This window comes from Lagierella sp. ICN-221743 (assembly GCF_037890055.1).
GTDB lineage: Bacteria > Bacillota > Clostridia > Tissierellales > Peptoniphilaceae > Mediannikoviicoccus.
In genome coordinates this window covers 1-17,602 of record NZ_JBBKBD010000025.1, presented here as the reverse complement: position 1 = coordinate 17,602, position 17,602 = coordinate 1, and the positions used below count along the sequence as shown (strand labels likewise).

General features: G+C 33.3%; 16 protein-coding genes. 5 read left to right on the top strand and 11 right to left on the bottom strand.

The annotated features are described in order from the left end of the window. Positions 1–50: 50 nt before the first annotated feature. From WKS98_RS09100 to WKS98_RS09080, 5 genes are all read right to left on the bottom strand, one after another. Complete coding sequence (locus WKS98_RS09100; RefSeq protein WP_498918715.1) at positions 51–1,502, bottom strand: TrkH family potassium uptake protein; 1,452 nt, start codon at positions 1,500–1,502, stop codon at positions 51–53. An 8-nt stretch (positions 1,503–1,510) separates the two neighbouring features. Continuing rightward, entirely contained in the window at positions 1,511–2,896 is a 1,386-nt protein-coding gene (trkA, locus tag WKS98_RS09095; protein ID WP_498918714.1) for a Trk system potassium transporter TrkA, read from the bottom strand. Between the two features lie 187 nt (positions 2,897–3,083). Further along, entirely contained in the window at positions 3,084–3,476 is a 393-nt protein-coding gene (rpsI, locus tag WKS98_RS09090; RefSeq protein ID WP_237036123.1) for a 30S ribosomal protein S9, read from the bottom strand. Between the two features lie 11 nt (positions 3,477–3,487). Then, positions 3,488–3,919 carry a 50S ribosomal protein L13 gene (gene rplM, locus WKS98_RS09085; protein ID WP_498918711.1) on the bottom strand — a complete coding sequence of 144 codons (432 nt, stop codon included), beginning with the start codon at positions 3,917–3,919 and terminating at the stop codon, positions 3,488–3,490. A 220-nt stretch (positions 3,920–4,139) separates the two neighbouring features. Next, complete coding sequence (locus WKS98_RS09080) at positions 4,140–7,346, bottom strand: cell wall-binding repeat-containing protein (RefSeq protein ID WP_498918709.1); 3,207 nt, start codon at positions 7,344–7,346, stop codon at positions 4,140–4,142. Between the two features lie 342 nt (positions 7,347–7,688). Between WKS98_RS09080 and WKS98_RS09075 the strand changes: the two genes are divergently transcribed. The 3 genes from WKS98_RS09075 to WKS98_RS09065 all read left to right on the top strand — a co-directional run bounded on the left by WKS98_RS09075 (position 7,689) and on the right by WKS98_RS09065 (position 8,690). Next, positions 7,689–8,096: a hypothetical protein gene (locus tag WKS98_RS09075; RefSeq protein ID WP_498918707.1), complete on the top strand. Its 408-nt coding sequence runs from the start codon at positions 7,689–7,691 to the stop codon at positions 8,094–8,096. Positions 8,097–8,147: 51 nt separating this feature from the next. After that, the gene (locus tag WKS98_RS09070; RefSeq protein ID WP_498918705.1) at positions 8,148–8,321 is read left to right on the top strand and encodes a hypothetical protein; all 174 of its coding nucleotides are present in this window, start codon (positions 8,148–8,150) and stop codon (positions 8,319–8,321) included. Positions 8,322–8,387: 66 nt separating this feature from the next. Next, positions 8,388–8,690 (top strand): hypothetical protein, encoded by a 303-nt coding sequence (locus tag WKS98_RS09065; protein WP_498918703.1) that lies wholly within the window; start codon positions 8,388–8,390, stop codon positions 8,688–8,690. Between the two features lie 19 nt (positions 8,691–8,709). Here the strand turns inward: WKS98_RS09065 and aroQ are convergent, their stop codons facing one another. From aroQ to aroF, 6 genes are read right to left on the bottom strand one after another with little or no spacing between them, the layout of a single operon-like run. Beyond that, positions 8,710–9,144: a type II 3-dehydroquinate dehydratase gene (gene aroQ, locus WKS98_RS09060; RefSeq protein WP_498918717.1), complete on the bottom strand. Its 435-nt coding sequence runs from the start codon at positions 9,142–9,144 to the stop codon at positions 8,710–8,712. Beyond that, complete coding sequence (locus WKS98_RS09055) at positions 9,125–10,369, bottom strand: shikimate kinase (protein ID WP_498918701.1); 1,245 nt, start codon at positions 10,367–10,369, stop codon at positions 9,125–9,127. The genes aroQ and WKS98_RS09055 overlap by 20 nt, the downstream gene beginning before the upstream one ends. Continuing rightward, the gene (gene aroC, locus WKS98_RS09050) at positions 10,342–11,451 is read right to left on the bottom strand and encodes a chorismate synthase (protein WP_498918700.1); all 1,110 of its coding nucleotides are present in this window, start codon (positions 11,449–11,451) and stop codon (positions 10,342–10,344) included. Before aroC ends, WKS98_RS09055 begins: the two co-directional genes overlap by 28 nt. Then, positions 11,429–12,697 (bottom strand): 3-phosphoshikimate 1-carboxyvinyltransferase, encoded by a 1,269-nt coding sequence (gene aroA / locus WKS98_RS09045; protein WP_498918698.1) that lies wholly within the window; start codon positions 12,695–12,697, stop codon positions 11,429–11,431. Before aroA ends, aroC begins: the two co-directional genes overlap by 23 nt. Beyond that, positions 12,678–13,742 (bottom strand): 3-dehydroquinate synthase, encoded by a 1,065-nt coding sequence (aroB, locus tag WKS98_RS09040; RefSeq protein WP_498918697.1) that lies wholly within the window; start codon positions 13,740–13,742, stop codon positions 12,678–12,680. Before aroB ends, aroA begins: the two co-directional genes overlap by 20 nt. Beyond that, a complete protein-coding gene (aroF, locus tag WKS98_RS09035) occupies positions 13,735–14,757 on the bottom strand; it encodes a 3-deoxy-7-phosphoheptulonate synthase (RefSeq protein ID WP_498918695.1) in 1,023 nt (340 codons plus the stop codon). Before aroF ends, aroB begins: the two co-directional genes overlap by 8 nt. Positions 14,758–14,895: 138 nt before the next feature. Between aroF and WKS98_RS09030 the strand changes: the two genes are divergently transcribed. Together WKS98_RS09030 and tyrS are read left to right on the top strand one after the other, a co-directional pair. Beyond that, the gene (locus tag WKS98_RS09030) at positions 14,896–16,071 is read left to right on the top strand and encodes a MalY/PatB family protein (protein WP_498918693.1); all 1,176 of its coding nucleotides are present in this window, start codon (positions 14,896–14,898) and stop codon (positions 16,069–16,071) included. A 243-nt stretch (positions 16,072–16,314) separates the two neighbouring features. Beyond that, positions 16,315–17,562 carry a tyrosine--tRNA ligase gene (gene tyrS, locus WKS98_RS09025; protein WP_498918692.1) on the top strand — a complete coding sequence of 416 codons (1,248 nt, stop codon included), beginning with the start codon at positions 16,315–16,317 and terminating at the stop codon, positions 17,560–17,562. The last annotated feature ends 40 nt before the right edge of the window (positions 17,563–17,602 follow it).

Here is a 17,602-nt window from a genome sequence, read left to right as displayed (position 1 = left end):
TAAAATAAAAACAGTAAATCCTTTTTGACTTACTGTTTTACATTTTATTTTTATATTTTTATTAATTCCTTTTTAGGACTTCTCGGAGATATTAATGCTATTAATGTAAAGAATTCAAGTCTACCTAAAAGCATTAAAAAACTAAAGTAGAGTTTGTATGCCCAGTTAAAAAAAGTAAAGTTTTTTGTTGGTCCCACCTTTGAGAAACCTGGCCCAACATTTGATAAAAATGTTGCAACCGATGACATACTGGTTCTTATGTCGTGGCCATCCAGTGTTATCATGGCAGTTGAAAATGAGAACACAAAGAAGTAAACAGCTGCGAAGGCACAAATCCCAAGTACCACTTGTTCACTTAAGTTTTTTCCATTGAGTCTTATGGGAACTACAGCTTTAGGGTGAATTGTCTTTTTAATTTCTCTCTTAACCAGTTTATATAACACAGTTACTCTTACAACTTTTAATCCTCCAGCCGTTGACCCTGCACATCCACCCATAAAGTAAAGCAAAAATAATATCGTCTTTGCAAAGCTTGGCCATAGGTCAAAGTCGGTATTGGCAAAACCCGATGTTGAAGATATGGAAGTAACTTGAAGCGCCGAGTCCCTAAGGGAAAGGCCAAAGCTCCCATATCCATTTTTAAATAGACATGTTGAAATGGTTATAATAGCTATTGCTATAAGTATAAACCACATTTTAAGTTCATCATTGTTAATTATTTCCTTAAACTTTCTCTTATAAACTAAAAAATATATATTAAAGTTTGTAGCGCATACGAACATGGCTATACTTAACACAACGATGGTTGGTGTGCCATACCTTGCCAAGGAGTCGTTATGGGATGAAAAACCTCCAGTTCCCGTTACTCCAAAGGTATGAATAGCTGCATCAAACACAGTCATTCCAGTTGCTACTAGGGACAAAAATATTATAAGCGTTATAAATAAATAAATTTTGTAAAGTATCTTCCCTGATCCAGAAGTTGTGGATTGTATCCTTCCTGCAACTGGACCCGGTGATTCGGCTTTATATATTTGAAAACCTCCAACTCCCAGACGTGGAAGTATGGAAACTGTGAAAACCAAAATCCCCATTCCGCCTATCCAGTGAGTTATACTTCGCCAAAATACTACTGACTTTGGAATAGCTTCTATATTTCCAATAACAGATGCTCCCGTTGTGGTAAAACCAGAAACTATTTCAAAAAATGATGAAACAAAATCAAGCTCAGTGTCTATAAATAGAGGTATAGCTCCAAATATTGAAATAAGTATCCATGAAAAACCTACTATAAACAGACCATCCATAGGCGCAAGTGTATAGTCTGTAATTTTTATAAATTTCGTTGCCACAAAAAGAACTACGAGTATTGAAATAGCAACTAAAAACCCAGTATGTGATTGGTCCTTCATGTAAAGCGAGATTAAAAGTGATGGAAGCATAAAAGCAGCTTCAATCAAAAGTATTATTCCTAAAATTTTAACTATTAGTTTTTTATTCATATAAATACCTACTTTGTAAATTTAATCTTATTGAATAAAGGCTTCTTACTGTTATCTATGTGAAAATATTTTTTCATAGATTGAGCTTCACTATGAGCATTGAAGAGTACTACTCTATCTCCCTCTGACAAAATTGTATCCCCATTTGGAATTATGGTCTTATCTCCTTTTATAACAGCTACAATCAAAATACCTTCTGGAAGGTTAATCTCTTTAAGCTTTTTCCCACAAACTAAAACATCAGATTGTATAATTAACTCAGTGGCTTCAACTTGCCCATTTAATAAAAGATTTACAGAAATTGCCTGTCCGCCTCTAAGTTGTTTTAAAATTTCAGCAGCCACTATATAAGAAGTATTAAACACTGCATCAATATCCAGTCTATCCTGTATTGAATCATAATTGGTTCTAGATACTTTTGCAACGGATTTGTAAACACCAAATTGTTTAACAACTAAGGCTATAAGCAAGTTTGCCTCGTCTATTCCGGTAGTAGCTACAAAGGCATCAAATGTTTGAATCATCTCTTCTTCAAGAATATTTAAGTCTGTACCATCCCCATTTATTACTTCTGCTTGAGGAAGTTTTTCTTTTATTTCATAGCATTTTTGCCTATCTATTTCAACAATGGTTACATCAAGTCCATCATTCAAAAGATTTTGCGCAAGATAAAATCCTGTTTTTCCTGCCCCTACAATTAATACTTTTTTTATATTTTTAACCTTTTTAACTCCTGAGTGGTCTCTATCAAATTTTTCAATGTCTTCAGATTTTCCACCAAGTAGTATTACATCATTTTCACAAAGAAGTGTATTGCCATTAGGAACTATGGCAACCCCTTTTCGTGATACAGCAGTTATAAGTAAGTTTTCAAATGACTCTATATCCATTACCTTTTTGCCAACAAAGTCTTCATCAATTCCAATATTAAACTCCACAAGTTTTATTTTGCCATCTGCAAAGCTATCAGAATAAAGTTTGTACTGCTTTAGTAAATACTTCTCAATACTTCTGGCAGCTGCATTGTCAGGATTAATTATCTTGTCGATATTTAATTCTTTACTGATAAACTCAATATGCATCTTATATTCAGGATCTCTAACCCTGGCAATGGCATATTTTGCACCAAGTTTTTTTGAAATTGTGCTTAAAATTACATTTGCTTCGTCATTTGTCGTAGTTGCCACTACCACATCATAAGTAGAGATATCCAGTTCTTGTAAAACTTCAATATCAAGAGCATTGGCATTTATTGTAAGTACATCCAATGTGTTTAAAATATTTTCAATTACATCCTCATTATTATCAACAACTGTAACTTCACAGTTTTCATCAACAAGGGCAGAAGCTAGCTTAAATCCAAGTTTTCCTCCACCAACCACCAATGCTTTCATTCAATCCTCCATAGTTCAATATTAAAACAATAAATAGTAATCACGCGATAATCAATTTAATAAAATTTTTAAAATCATTAACTCTTTACAGTTACTAATTTTATTGTATCATTTTATAAATGTTTTTTAAAACTTAAGGCTCAAATAAAATATAAAAGCCTCAGACATAAGTCCAAGGCTTGAAATATTATCTCTTTGAGAATTGTGGGCTCTTACGAGCTTTCTTTTGACCGTATTTTTTACGCTCAACTTTTCTAGGGTCTCTAGTCAAGAATCCAGCTCTCTTTAAAGTTGGTCTTAATTCTTCATCAACCTTAAGAAGCGCTCTTGAAACTCCATGACGGATTGCTCCTGCTTGACCAGTGTATCCACCACCCTTAACATTTACATAAACATCGTATGAGTCTAAGTTTTCAGTTAGTGTTAGAGGTTCTCTAGCAATAACTTTTAATGTTTCATAATTGAAGTACTCATCGATAGGTTTTTTATTTATAACAAAATTACCATTTCCTGGAACTAATCTTACTCTTGCAACAGAAGTCTTTCTTCTGCCTGTTCCCAAGTATTGTATATCAGCCATCTATTCTCCTCCTATGCTAAATCTATAGATTCAGGTTGTTGAGCTTCATGTCCGTGATCTTCACCGGCATAAACTCTAAGTTTTCTGTACATATCTCTACCTAATCTGTTCTTAGGTAACATACCCTTAACTGCAAGTTCAATTGCTCTCTCAGGCTTTCTTGCCATAAGCTCTTCGAAAGTAGTAGTTCTTAATCCACCAGGGTAACCTGTATGTTTCTTATAGATTTTCTTTTTGTTCTTGTCTCCTGTTACTCTAATCTTATCAGCATTGATAACTATTACATAGTCACCAGTGTCAAGATTTGGAGTGAATATAGGCTTGTTCTTACCTCTTAGAATCGCTGCAACTTCACTTGCAAGTCTTCCAAGAACTTTGTCTGTAGCGTCAACAACATACCATTTTCTTTGTATGTCTTTCGCTTTTACATTATAGCTTTTCATTCTGTCTTCCTTTCCTTTTTTACAATATTTTGACTATTTTGACATCGCTGTCAAATGGCGATTATTTTCCCACCAAGCATTTATGAATCGCACCCTTGGCCACCAGGCGATTTTTGTATATTGTTAAAAAGGACCGGGACAGTCTTTTTTAACACCATGATATTGTACACTAAATTTATTATGGTGTCAAATATTTTTTAGTTTTTATGTTCTTTAAACTCTACTTTGCATCAACTGTTATATTAAGTTCCTTATAAATATATCCTAATGATATTAAAATAGACTTTGTTCCCTTGGTTAAAACACCATATTGATTTATAATCACTCCAAAAGAAGCAAATTCATCTGATTTTATAACCTTTGTTTTACCTTTATTGTCTTTTAAAGTTATTTCCATACCTTTTGGATCAAAATTTTCTCCTTCTTTATATTTTAACTTATAAGGATTTTTTGTTATTTCAAAATCAACTATATTATATTTATCAAAACTTTCTCTTTCTTTATACGAAATTACTATTACATCACTGTCTGCAAATCCTTCTTTCTTAGCATAAAACTGTATTTGTGAACAGTCTTTTATCTTATCTTTTATACTTTTTAAGTCAACTGTATATATTCCGTCTTTTTCAGTTATAAATTTATCTTCCACAGCAATGTATTCTTCCGAGAATTGCCATTTTTTAAACTTAATATCCAGTTTACATCCTTTTTCTCCTTCTATCTCAAAAGAGTCCATATCTTTGTAAACATAGTTGTTTTTCCAGGACAAGTTAACAGTTCTCACTCTATCAGCAACTTTAAAAGACAGCTCTTTATCTTTGTATCCTTCTTGTATGAATTTAATCGTATAGTCTCCATTTTCCTTAAAATAGTCTTTTGGAATTTGTAATGTTCTCTTGTCGGCATGTTCAGGATCTGAAGATGATACTATCTTTGGATTTTCTATTTCTTCCCAAGTAGATTTATTACTAACGAATACTTTAAAACCTTCTGTCGGATGTAAATTTTTATCACTCAATAAAGCATAAAAAACTTCATCTTTTGCAATTGTATTTTTGATAAGTTCTATCTGCATAGTTTTTTTCGCAGTTACCTCTATGGGTATTTCAACTTCCCTAAAAGATGCATCCCCATAGACCAAAAGAACTTTAGCACTATAGTTTCCCACTTTTTTTAATTCTTCTACATCTGGTTTTGATATCACTCTGAAATAGTATCCTTTTTCATTCTCTTTCATTTGATCTGTTAAGTTTGTTATAGCACTTTTTAATTTTTCTTCGGTTAATTCTTCATCATAATTTATAGTTAAAGGTGTTATCTCTGGTTCATTTTCAAAAGCATTACTTTTAACTATATTTAAAGAAGTTAAATCAAATTCTCTTACACTATCATCCTTAAAAGTTATTCTATATCTTATACTTTTTGGGCCTATTTCTTTCAGTTCCTCTTCAGTAGGTATAGTTAAAACCTCAACCTTTTTATATAAAGAGTTCTTTAAAGCACCTTCAAGAACATTCTTCCAATTTATTGTGTGACCTTCACTTACTTCAGGATAGGTTTTTTCATTAATTTGATTTACCATTCTCGGTCTTGGTATATGATTTAATGCATAAGAATTTGTAATTTCAACAATTACCTCAACAATATTCTTTTTACCATTAATTTCAACTTCCAGTATAGCTTTCTCTTCTCCCACTTTATTTAATTTTGGCTTGCTTTTTACAGTAATTTTCGCCCCATTAGGAACATTTTTAAGTGCATTTTTAAGCATTTCATCTTTTAGCTCTGTATACGCTTTTACACTGATTTTATCGCTTGTTATTTCATTTTGAACAAAAACTAAAGTTCCATTTTCAAAATAAGTGTTTTCTGCAAATTTAACAAAGATAACGGGTTTAATAATCTTTGCATTTTCAGGCATTTTTAAAATCTCAATTTCATATTCTTCTCCAACTTTTTTAACTGTATAGTCAGTTGTAGGAATTTCCTGCTTTTTATATTTAGGAGTAGCTGATGAAGTTGAATCTACTTTGGCATTGTAATAATCACTATCGGTAACATAGTTTAATTTTATATATGATTTCTTAGTGTTATCATTACTTAAATCTTCTATAGAAGTTTTTATTCTAATCTTATCGCCTTCAATAATCTTATATTTTCTATTGTTATGTTCATTAGTTATCTCTTTGCCAATAACTTTAAAATCTACAATAACCTTTTTGGAAAGCGATTTAAATTTTCCCTTTTTTTCTTTCCCAACTTTTTTAAAAGGCATATTTTGAATTTCTTCAAGCTTTTCTTTATCTATATCATCATCGTTCAAAAGCTCTTTTGCTCTTTTAAGTTCTTTTTTTAAATCTTCTAAAGCTTTTGTATTAGCTTCTGTATTTATAGCATTCGATTCCAGTGAAGTTTCATCTACAGTATCTAAGTATTTTTTTAGTTCTTCTTTCGCTTTCTTTATTTCTTCTTTAGGTGGTTTTGCTTTATTTCCTTCCACATTTGGTTTTGTATTATTAGTTTCTTCACTCGTATTTATATTTTCAATTTGTTTAACTATATTTTTGTTTACAGAATCTTCTCCACCAACTATGTAGACTTTAGCATTATTTTTGCGTATATACTCTATTTGTTCTTTGTTTAAAGTATCTTTAACTATCATAAGACACGATTTTTCTAAAGCTCCCAAAAGAGATGAAGAAGCTAATGCGTCAGGATAATTTTTCCCGCTTGTTATAATAATGTTTTTAGCTTCTTTAGGAAGAGTTTTTAAATTTGTTTCATATCTATCAGATCCTGAGATTTGTTCATTCATCCCTTTTACATTTAAAACACTCTTTCCTCCTACACCATGTCCTTTTTTATCTTGAATATATTTTTTGGTCGGAATTTCTTGTACTTCAGATAGTATTATTGGTGCATCATATTTTTTAGCTATATTTAAACCACTTAGAGCATCTGCAAAATTTTTCCCACTTACAACTACATAATCAGTTGCATTTGGATAAGTTTTATTTGCTATTTTTTCAGAAGTTTGAAATCTATCTTTTCCAAATGTTTTTTCTACATTTACTTCATTTACTTTTACTTTCCCTCCATAAACATTAATAGTATTAACATTTTTCATCAAATCATCAGGTAATTTTCTTGCGTTTTCATTTCCCAAAAGAAGCAATCCCCCTGTTGATGCAATTTTTGCTCCTGCGCTTAATGCGTCTGGATAATTTTCTCCATCAGCTACTACAAAATACTTTTTATCACAACCTAACGACAAAGCTCTTCTTGCCACATTTTCTGTCGTTTCATATCTGTCCTTGCCAGAAATTCTTTCCACTTCAATTTTTTTCTGATTTGCAAACACCAAATTTGCATTAGATAAAATTAAAACTACACTTAATCCTAATGAAGTAATCTTTTTTATTTTCATTTTACCAATTCCTTTCTTTTATAATTTAAGTTTAGCTATTTGATAATTAATATCATTATCAGTACATATTATAGCTTATTTTTTTTCACTTGTAAATTATTTTTTTCTTTTTAAAAAAACATTAAAAACCAAGTTGTTGTCAATAATGCTGTGAATCATTCTAAAACTTATATTTATATTTCTATTACAAAGAGCAAATGTGAATGCAAATTTTTTTAACTTTATATCAAAACATTCATACCATAGCAAACCCTAATATGCTCTCAAAAAAATTTTAAGGAACAATTAATTTGTACTTGAGATAATATTATGTAAATACACATACTTATGGAAGGAGCAAAAATGAAAAATTGGTTTTATAAATTCATGCAGGGGCGTAATGGAATAAATCACTTCTCAAGATTTTTATCCACTTTAGGAATGGTTATGTTAATTATATCTCTATTTCTTAAACAAAATACATTTGGTAATTTTATTCTATTATTTGGATTTGCCTGTGTGTTTTATTCAAATTATATAATATTTTCAAGAAACACAGTGCAAAGGGCAAAAGAAAACCAGGACTATCTCGCACTTAGAAGAAAGTTTTTAAGTTTTTTTGGAAGAAAGAAAAATAAAATGAAAAACTTAAAGGATTATAAATATTTAAAATGTCCAAATTGTAAAACGGAAATGAAAGTTCCAAGAGGTAAGGGCAAAATAAAAGTCCATTGCAAAAACTGCGGCAATGATTTTATTACAAAGAGTTAGATTTTTTTTGAGATTGAATTATAATATTTATAAATATACAAGGAGGTCTTTATGAAAAAAAGTTTTAAGAAAAGTATTTTAATCATGGCTATTGCACTGACACTTAGTTTATTTATAAGCTGTGCAGAAAGTAGTTCTAACGTGGATAAAGTTGACAAATTTATAAAAAAAGCTTATGTCCCAGAACCAGATGATAGTGATGTGTTTTCTTCAGCTGAAAACTAAGCTCTCGGTGAAGGTGTAGATGAAGATTCAAATGAAAAAACTGAACTGGATAAGTATTTAGAAGATATGTTTAAACCACTTATGACAGAAACAGGCTATGAAAACTTTGCAGGGGTAAACCCATTAATCTGGTTAGGAACTGCACATAATGAAGATGGATTGGAAATAGTACTTAAAGATTTAAAGATTAATGAAATAAAAAAAGATAAGGCTTCCGATGAATTTGAATACTACGAAGCTTCATACACAATAGAATATCTGAAAGATGATAAGAATGTAGGAAGTCAAGATTTGAAGTCTGAAATTCGCATGACTAAAGACGGTCTTGTGGATGACTTTAGACAAAGTAGTCTTATTCAAATACCATAAGGTTCACAAAATGTGAACCTTATTTTTTTAATAATTTAACAAAATAGTCAACGGCTATTAAATATCCTTTAAATCCAAACCCCATAATTGATTTTTTACAGTAATCCCTTATAAAAGAAACTTGTCTATAGTCCTCCCTCTTGCTCACGTCTGAAATATGAACTTCAACCGTAGGTATGCCTACTGCTTTTAATGCATCTAGTATTGCAACGGAGGTGTGGGTATAGGCGGCGGGATTAATTATTATTCCATCAAAGTTGTCGTAGGCATTTTGAATTGTATCTACAATATCCCCTTCATGGTTCGACTGAAAAAACTCCACTCCAATATCTTTCTCTCTGCAGTAGTTGTCTACGAGATTGCAAAGGTCAATATATGTTCCCTTTCCATAAAGTTCCGGCTCTCTTATGCCAAGCATATTTATATTCGGTCCATTAACAACCAGTAATTTCATTGAACTCATCTATTATTTCCTCCACACAGTCGGGGTGATACACATTTACAACTTTAAAATCTGCAAAGTCTTGATATTTTTTTGTTCTTTCCATTTGTAGTTTAACTAAACTTTCAAAGCCTCCCTTTGATAGAGGTCTGCCCTTGGTGGCAAGTTTATTTAATTTTCTATCGATTTGAACTATTATTCCATTTTGTTTAAGTGGATTAAAGTTCTCTTTGTCAACCACAACTCCCCCACCGGTGGCAATAATAATTCCGGTCTCCTTGCCATATATATTACATGCAGCACTTTCATACTCTCTAAAACCCTCTTCACCATAGTTATTAAAGATTTCTTTTATGCTCATATTATTTATTTTTTCAATTTCTCTGTCTAGGTCGATGAATCCCCTTGAAAGTTTTTTGGATAGGGAACGACCTAAGGATGACTTGCCTGATCCTGGCATTCCAATTAAGACTATATTGGAAACGTCTCTGTAGACTTTGTTGTAGATTTTTTCGGCCCCTTCTTCTTCAATTTCTCTTTCAAAGAATAGTTCGTTTGCTTTTATTCCTTGATACACTAGCATCTTAAGACCAGTTGCTGTTCTTATGCCAAGTCTTTTTGCATCTAAAATCAATTTTGTTCGAAGAGGATTATACACAACGTCCGCAACGGCTTTTAAATTTGGAAAGTCTTTTAAATTTAAAAGGGACTCTAAGTTGTTAGGATACATCCCTACAGGAGTTGCGTTTACAATTACTTCCACATGGTTATATCTGTCAATTTCTTCAAATTTAATTTCTCCTCTTCTGGAGATATTTATAATCTCTTTTGCTCCCATATCTTCAAGGGCAACTCTTACTGTTTTTGATGTGGATCCATCGCCTAGTATAGCAACGGCGCTTCCCTTTATCTCCAAGTCAATCTCTTTTAGCATCTCCATGCAGCCATAGTAATCGGTGTTATATCCAACAATATCTTCTCCATCCCAAATAGCTGTGTTAATACAGCCCATCCTTAGAGCTTCTGGAGAAAATTTATTGCAGTACTTCATGGCTTCTTCCTTGTATGGCATAGTTATATTAACTGCCTTTAAATCTTCACGTTTAAAAAAGTTTTCCAGTTCTTCAGTTTCCAGTTCAAATAGTTCGTAGCTATAGTCTCCAAGGTATTCATGAAGTTTCGGTGAGAAACTATGTTTTAAAGTCTTACCTATAAGTCCAAATTTATTTCTTGCCATAGTCCTTCCTCCATAATCATATCTATTAATACAAGGCACGTTGCAGCTTCCATTACAGATACTGCCCTAACTCCAATACATGGGTCATGTCTTCCTTCGATTAAAAGTTTTTCCTCTTCCATGGTTTTAAGATTGACCGAAGTTTGAATCTTTCCAATGGATGGCGTAGGCTTAAATGCACATCTATACACAATGGGCATTCCATTGGTCATTCCTGAAACTATTCCAGAGTTATTGTTTGTCGAAGTTTTTATATCTCCATCTATAACAATATAATCATCATTATGTTCTGATCCCTTTAACTTTGCACAGTCAAATCCAAGACCAAACTCCACGCCCTTAACTCCAGGAATTGAAAAGGCCATTTGTGAAAACCTTCCTTCTACAGTGTTAAAAATGGGTTTGCCCACAGTCTTTGGAATTCCCACAACTCCAACTTCTATAATAGACCCAATGGAGTCCTTGTCATCCTTTGTAGTTTGAATAAGCTCCTTCATCTTTTCAGTTTGCTTTTCATCAATTGCAGGAAAATTTGTATTGTCAGTTTTTTTAAGAGTCTCTGCGTCTAAGTTTACAAGGTCATACTGTTTATCTTTAACATCGCCCACTGCATATAGATGAGCTCCTACAAAAATCCCCATACTTTCAAGCATCTGCTTTGCAATTCCTCCGGCAATGCAAATTGGCGCCGTAAGTCGTCCCGACATATGTCCCGATCCATTTAAATCTGCAAAACCTCCATACTTTAATAGTGCTGTGTAGTCGCAGTGTGATGGCCTTGGAAGTTCTTTTAAGTTGTCGTAGCCAGAAGATTTTTTATCTTCATTTTCTACGATTACACATAGAGGAAATCCCGTTGATACATTTTCCTTTAGCCCGGACATAAAAATTGGTTTATCTCTTTCACTTCTTGCCGTTGCAAGTTTTGATGAACCTGGGCGCCTTCTATCTAAAAAACTTTTTAGCTTCTCTATGTCTATTTCAAATCCCGGTGGCATTCCATCTATAACAACGCCGACACATTTGCCATGGGACTCGCCAAATAAAGATATTTTAAATTTATTTCCTATTATTGAACTCAACTACTTCACCTCCAAGGCACTTAAAGTCTTCAAAAAATCTTGGATAAGATTTATTTATTGCAGAAAATCCATCTATTTCAATTTCATTTTCAGAAATTATTGACGCTATTGTTGCTGCCATAACCATTCTATGGTCTCCGTAGCCTTCGACCTTCCCACCGAAAAGGTGTCCTATTCCATTTACAATTAAACTGTCATCTTTTATGAAAGCCTCGCCACCTAAACGATTTATAATTTCCATGGAGTTTGTAAGTCTGTCCGACTCCTTTATCTTTAGTCTGTGGCAACCTGTGAAAACTGACTGCCCCTTTGCTCCACATGCAAGTATGGAAAGCACAGGTAGTAGGTCGGGGTATTCATTTATGTCTATGTTAAGAGGTCTTTTTTCCTTTGACTTCACTTTTATTGTGTCTGAAATAATAACATCTGCTCCAAATGATCTTAAAATATCTAATATAACTCTGTCTCCCTGTATAGATTCACTATTCATTCCACTGATTTCAACTTCGCCATGAAGCGCTCCTGCCACAAGAAATGGGGCGGCATTTGACCAGTCGCCTTCAACTTGAATTTCCACCGGTGGATTTAAACTCTGTCCACCTTTTACAAAAAATCCATCACTGGTCTTCGTTACTTCTATGCCATAACTTTTAAGAACATCGACGGTTACATGCACATATGCCTTCGACTCCAAGTCGCTTGTTAAAATTATTCTACTGTCTTTTTCTAAAACTGAAGAAGCTAAAAGTATTCCAGTAATAAATTGTGAAGACACATGGCCTTGAAGTTCTATTTCTCCACCATGAAATTTTCCAAAGGTCTCTATGGGAAGAGTGGTATCTGAAAATTTCACCCCGGCACTTGATAGTCCATCTAGTAATGGCTCTATAGGTCTACTTTTTAAACTACCTTTTGCATCTATAATTGTGTTTTCATATAGCGCCGTTGCTACGGGAATTATAAATCTAAGTGTTGAACCCGACTCCCCTGCGTTTAATAATGGTTTTGAATTCACTTTTTTTATTGGAAAAATGGTCAAAACTTCTCCGTCTATACTATAATCTGCTCCAAGTTCTCTTATGCAGTTTAGCGTTGCCAACAGGTCATCGTTATATTCATCTATAATAAGCCTTGATGGTTTTTTGGAAAGGGCAGAAAGTATAATCATCCTATGACCATAGGTCTTTGATGGTATGGCTTTTATTTTTCCACTTAGACTATTTGGTTTAACAATTATTCGTTCCAAGGTAGTAAAGCTCCTTTAATTTATCAAGTTCAACTTCTCTAATTTCACATTCTCCAATGGAGTTCGGAATAATCATATTGATAACTCCATCATATATTTTTTTATCCACAAGCACATATGAAAGAATATCCTGCGATGAAATTGTAGGTAGTTTTATATTTCTATACTTTTCCATCACAGCTAAAATTTCTTCAAGTTCTTCTTCTGTAATTTTATTTAGACTTCGACTTATCTTAGAGACAATCTCCATTCCAAGGCCTACAGCAAAACCATGTTTAATTTTATAATTTGATGCCTGTTCTATACCGTGACCAAATGTGTGTCCCAGGTTTAAAAGTCTCCTCATTCCAAAGTCAAATTCATCTTCTATTACTACGTTGGCCTTGAATTTTATTGCCCTTTCAACAACTTCCATAAGTCTATTTGAATTTACATCAAAGTCCTCTTGTAAAAAAATATTGAAATAATCTTTGTCAAATAAAATTCCATATTTAATACATTCGTATACACCATTGTTGAATTCTTCTTTGTTAAGGGTTTTAAATGTATCTAGATTGCATAAAACTTCAAGGGGTTGTTTAAATGAACCAACTAAGTTTTTACCGCTTTTTAAATTCACTGCAGTTTTTCCACCAACGGAAGAGTCCACCGCCGCAAGTAATGTGGTTGGAATCTGTATATACTCTACTCCCCTTTGGTATATGGATGCACAAAAGCCTGCAATGTCGCCCACAACACCTCCACCAAAGGCAATCACTATGTCAGAGCGACTCATCTTCTGCTCTGCCATAGCATTCATTATTCTCTCAACATTTTCTAAACTTTTAGAGTCCTCGCCCGGTTTTAAAACAAAATTGAAATATTTAATATTATGTTCAGCTAAAATTGTTGTAAGTTCTTTTAGATGAAGCTTTTCCATGTTTTCATCTGTAATGATAAAAACTTTTTTTTCTTTAGTGACATAGTCCAATATGTCTTTGTAGTTTTCATATCCTAGGTGGACCTTGTAACTCTTTGATACCTTTATTTCTATAATCTTATTCATCTAATTCTTCTATCTCTTTTAATGCTTTTTTCATAATTGAAATTTTCTTCATCAAATGGTCAAACTTCTTTGGCTTCAAAGACTGCGAGCCATCACAAAGCGCCTTTTCTGGATTGTTATGAACTTCCACAATAAGTCCATCACTTCCTACCGCAGTTGCCGCCATGGAAAGTGGTTCCACCAGCTCCCATGCACCACTGGCATGTGAAGGGTCTACAATAATTGGAAGCTGAGTTCTCTGTCTTAAATATGGTACGGCGGTTATGTCTAAAATATTTCTTACACCGGTTTCAAAAGTTCTTATTCCTCTTTCGCAAAGAATAATATTTTCATTTCCCCAGGCCATTAAATACTCGGCAGACATTAAAAGTTCTTCATAGGTTGCAGAAAGTCCTCTCTTTAAAAGTATGGGTTTATCCACGCTACCAAGTTTTTTTAATAGAGAAAAGTTTTGCATATTCCTTGCACCAACTTGAAGAATGTCTACGTCTTCAAAGTATGGAAGGTCATCTATGTCCATTATTTCAGAAACTATAGGAAGGCCCGTAGCTTCCTTCGCCTCCAACAGATACTCTATTCCCTTTTCTCCCATGCCCTGGAATGAATAAGGTGAAGTTCTCGGCTTAAAGGCGCCTCCCCTTAAGATATTAGCTCCGGACTCTTTAACTTTTTTTGCAACTTCTAAAACCTGTTCCCTTGACTCAACGGAACATGGCCCTGCCATTACAACAAAGTCTCCTCCACCTATTTTAATATCTTTTACTTTTATGACTGCCTTATCCTTGTGGTATTTTATATTCGCCTCTTTATATGGCTCCTGTATTCTATACACGGAGTCAACACAGTCAAAGGCCTTGACAGAAGTTTCATTAATCATTCTCGTGTCACCGATTATGGACAACACGATTGAATTTTCTCCCTTGGTCTCTACAATTTTCAAATCTTTCTTTTCAAACCAAGAAATTAAATTCATTACATTTTGCTTATCAAATTCTTGTTTTAATTTTACTATCATATCTAATTCCTTTTTCTCTGATATACTAATCCTATTTTATCATCTAATGAGGTTTTTCTAAAATAAAAGCAAATCAAAAATATTTTTTTCAGTTATTTATGATAAAATAGAATTATAGAAAAACTTTAAGGAGGCAATATGAATTACGATTTTGAATCAAAAATATCTAGAAAAAACACTGGCTCCGCAAAATGGGAGTTAATGTATAAATGCTATGACAAAGTAAGTGACGACATAGTCCCACTTTCAGTGGCAGACATGGAGTTTCACACACCACCTTGCATAGTAGAAGGACTTAAAAACTTCTTAGACGATGGTATCTTAGGTTATACCATGGCCTACGACTCTTACTTAGAAATTGTAAAAAATTGGTTTAAAGAACAACATAATTACAATATTGAAAAGGAATGGATTGTTCAAAGTCCCGGAGTGGTTGATGGATTTATCGCTGGGCTAAAATCAGTTTGTAAAGAAGGTGAAGGAGTAATAATTTTTAAACCAATTTACCCTCCGATGATTGCGGCAATTGAAAATAATAATTTTAAAGAAGTAAATGTTCCTCTTCTAAATCATAACGAAAGATATGAAATCGACTTTGATACCCTTGAAAAGGTAGCAAAAGATTCTAATAACAAGGCACTACTATTCTGTTCTCCTCATAATCCAGTGGGAAGGGTTTGGAGCAAGGAAGAACTTGAAAGAGTTGGAAAAATCTGCCTTGAAAATGATCTTAAAATTATTTGCGATGAAATTTGGATGGACTTAATAAGACCGGGAAATGAACATCATATATTTGCAAGTCTTTCAAAGGATTTACAAAATATAATCATCACATGCACCGCTCCATCAAAGAGTTTTAATATTGCAGGACTAAAAAATTCAAATATTATTGTTGCCAACGGAGAACTTAGGGAAGCTTTAAAAGATGAACTTATAAAAATGCATTTAAACTCAATTAACGTACTTGGATACAAGGCGTGTGAATACGCATACACTGAAGGGCTTCCATGGTTAAAGGAACTACTTCAAGTAATTGATGAAAACTTTAAACTATGTGAAGAGGTATTTTCAAAACTAAATCTTCCATACTCAAAGGCGGAAGGTACTTATGTATTCTGGGTAGACTTTAGACCACTTGGCATGGATGAAGAGTCGCTACACAAATTCCTTTATGAAAAGGCAGGTATATTTACAAATCCTGGAAAGACTTTTGGTCCCGAAGGTGAAGGCTACGAAAGATTTAATGTTGCATTACCTACAAAGATTTTAAAAGAACATCTTGACAGGCTTGTGGCAGAAATTAAAAAGCTATAAACAATTAACTCGAGCGCAAAATCCGCGCTTGAGTTTTTTTATTTATATGATATAATATCATTAACAAAATATGGACTTATAGGATTTCCAGTACCTTAACTCGTAACGGTTTTTAAGGGAATTACAACTTTCTTTGTCCAAGGCCTGCAATAGCCTATATTGCAATGAGACTTCCAGTGAAGAAAGGTGGTACCACGGTTTAGCGTCCTTTCAATTGGAAGATTTTTTATTTTGGAGGTAAAAATGATAGATTACAAATTAGAACACGACAATGTTTTTGATGAGTTGGTGGAGAGAGGTTATTTTGAACAAGCCACTTATGAAGATGAACTAAAAGAGCTACTAGGAAAAGAGCCTGTTAAATTCTATATTGGATTTGATGCCACTGCGGATTCATTAACCATTGGTCACTTTATACAAATAATGGTTATGATGAGAATGCAAAGACACGGTCACATACCTGTTGCATTACTTGGTGGTGGAACAACTTTAATCGGCGACCCTTCTGGAAGATCAGACATGAGATCAATTATGACAAAAGAAACCATTAATTATAATGCACAGTGCTTCTACAATCAATTCCAAAGATTCATTGACTTTGAAGATGGTAAGGCAATTATTGCAAACAATGCCGACTGGCTATTGGATTTAAACTTCTTAGATTTTATGAGGGAAATTGGCGTTCACTTTAACGTAAACCAAATGCTTACTCTTGATGCATATAAGAATAGAATGAAAGATGGTCTTACATTCTTCGAATTCTCATACATGCTTATGCAGTCCTACGACTACTTGAAGTTATACAGAGACCATGGAGTTAAACTTCAAATGGGCGGATCGGACCAATGGTCAAATATACTTGGTGGTTATGACCTTGTAAGAAAGCTTGAGCAAGACAAGGTATATGCAATGACCTTTAAGCTACTTACCACTGCCCAAGGTGTTAAAATGGGTAAGTCACAAAAGGGTGCAGTTTGGCTTGATGAAAAGAAGACTAGTCCATACGAACTATTCCAGTACATGAGAAATGTTGATGACCTTGATGTGGAAAAATTCTTATTAATGCTTACATTCCTACCAACTGATGAGTGTAAGAGACTTGGCGCATTAGAAGGTTCTAAGATAAATGAAGCAAAGGAAATCCTTGCTTATGAAATCACTAAGTTAGTTCATGGTGAGGAAGAGGCTAAGAAGGCCCTTGAAACTTCAAGATCATTATTTGAAGGTCATGTATCTGATGAAAATATGCCAACAACTGAAATGGAAAAATCTATTTTTGAAGAAGGTATTGGTATTTTAAATCTCCTTACAAATTTAGATTTAACAAAATCAAATGGAGAAGCTAGAAGACTTGTTCAACAAAATGGTGTTAAGTTAAATGGAGAAGCCGTTTCAGATTTTAAAAAGGAAGTTACATTAGATGACTTTAAAGATGGAGAAATAATAATTCAAAAGGGAAAGAAAGTTTTCCAAAAAGTAAAAATAAAATAATAAAAAGGAGCCTGTGCCTTACAGTGCTCCTTTATTTTTA

What these genes read in the sequence shown, in the direction of transcription:
- aroB (WP_498918697.1), bottom strand. Translation starts at nt 13,742, where the DNA reads ATGAATAAGATTATAGAAATAAAGGTATCAAAGAGTTACAAGGTCCAC.
- WKS98_RS09100 (WP_498918715.1), bottom strand. Translation starts at nt 1,502, where the DNA reads ATGAATAAAAAACTAATAGTTAAAATTTTAGGAATAATACTTTTGATT.
- rpsI (WP_237036123.1), bottom strand. Translation starts at nt 3,476, where the DNA reads ATGGCTGATATACAATACTTGGGAACAGGCAGAAGAAAGACTTCTGTT.
- WKS98_RS09075 (WP_498918707.1), top strand. Translation starts at nt 7,689, where the DNA reads ATGAAAAATTGGTTTTATAAATTCATGCAGGGGCGTAATGGAATAAAT.
- trkA (WP_498918714.1), bottom strand. Translation starts at nt 2,896, where the DNA reads ATGAAAGCATTGGTGGTTGGTGGAGGAAAACTTGGATTTAAGCTAGCT.
- tyrS (WP_498918692.1), top strand. Translation starts at nt 16,315, where the DNA reads ATGATAGATTACAAATTAGAACACGACAATGTTTTTGATGAGTTGGTG.
- rplM (WP_498918711.1), bottom strand. Translation starts at nt 3,919, where the DNA reads ATGAAAAGCTATAATGTAAAAGCGAAAGACATACAAAGAAAATGGTAT.
- WKS98_RS09030 (WP_498918693.1), top strand. Translation starts at nt 14,896, where the DNA reads ATGAATTACGATTTTGAATCAAAAATATCTAGAAAAAACACTGGCTCC.
- WKS98_RS09065 (WP_498918703.1), top strand. Translation starts at nt 8,388, where the DNA reads ATGTTTAAACCACTTATGACAGAAACAGGCTATGAAAACTTTGCAGGG.
- aroF (WP_498918695.1), bottom strand. Translation starts at nt 14,757, where the DNA reads ATGATAGTAAAATTAAAACAAGAATTTGATAAGCAAAATGTAATGAAT.
- WKS98_RS09055 (WP_498918701.1), bottom strand. Translation starts at nt 10,369, where the DNA reads ATGGCAAGAAATAAATTTGGACTTATAGGTAAGACTTTAAAACATAGT.
- WKS98_RS09070 (WP_498918705.1), top strand. Translation starts at nt 8,148, where the DNA reads ATGAAAAAAAGTTTTAAGAAAAGTATTTTAATCATGGCTATTGCACTG.
- WKS98_RS09080 (WP_498918709.1), bottom strand. Translation starts at nt 7,346, where the DNA reads ATGAAAATAAAAAAGATTACTTCATTAGGATTAAGTGTAGTTTTAATT.
- aroQ (WP_498918717.1), bottom strand. Translation starts at nt 9,144, where the DNA reads ATGAAATTACTGGTTGTTAATGGACCGAATATAAATATGCTTGGCATA.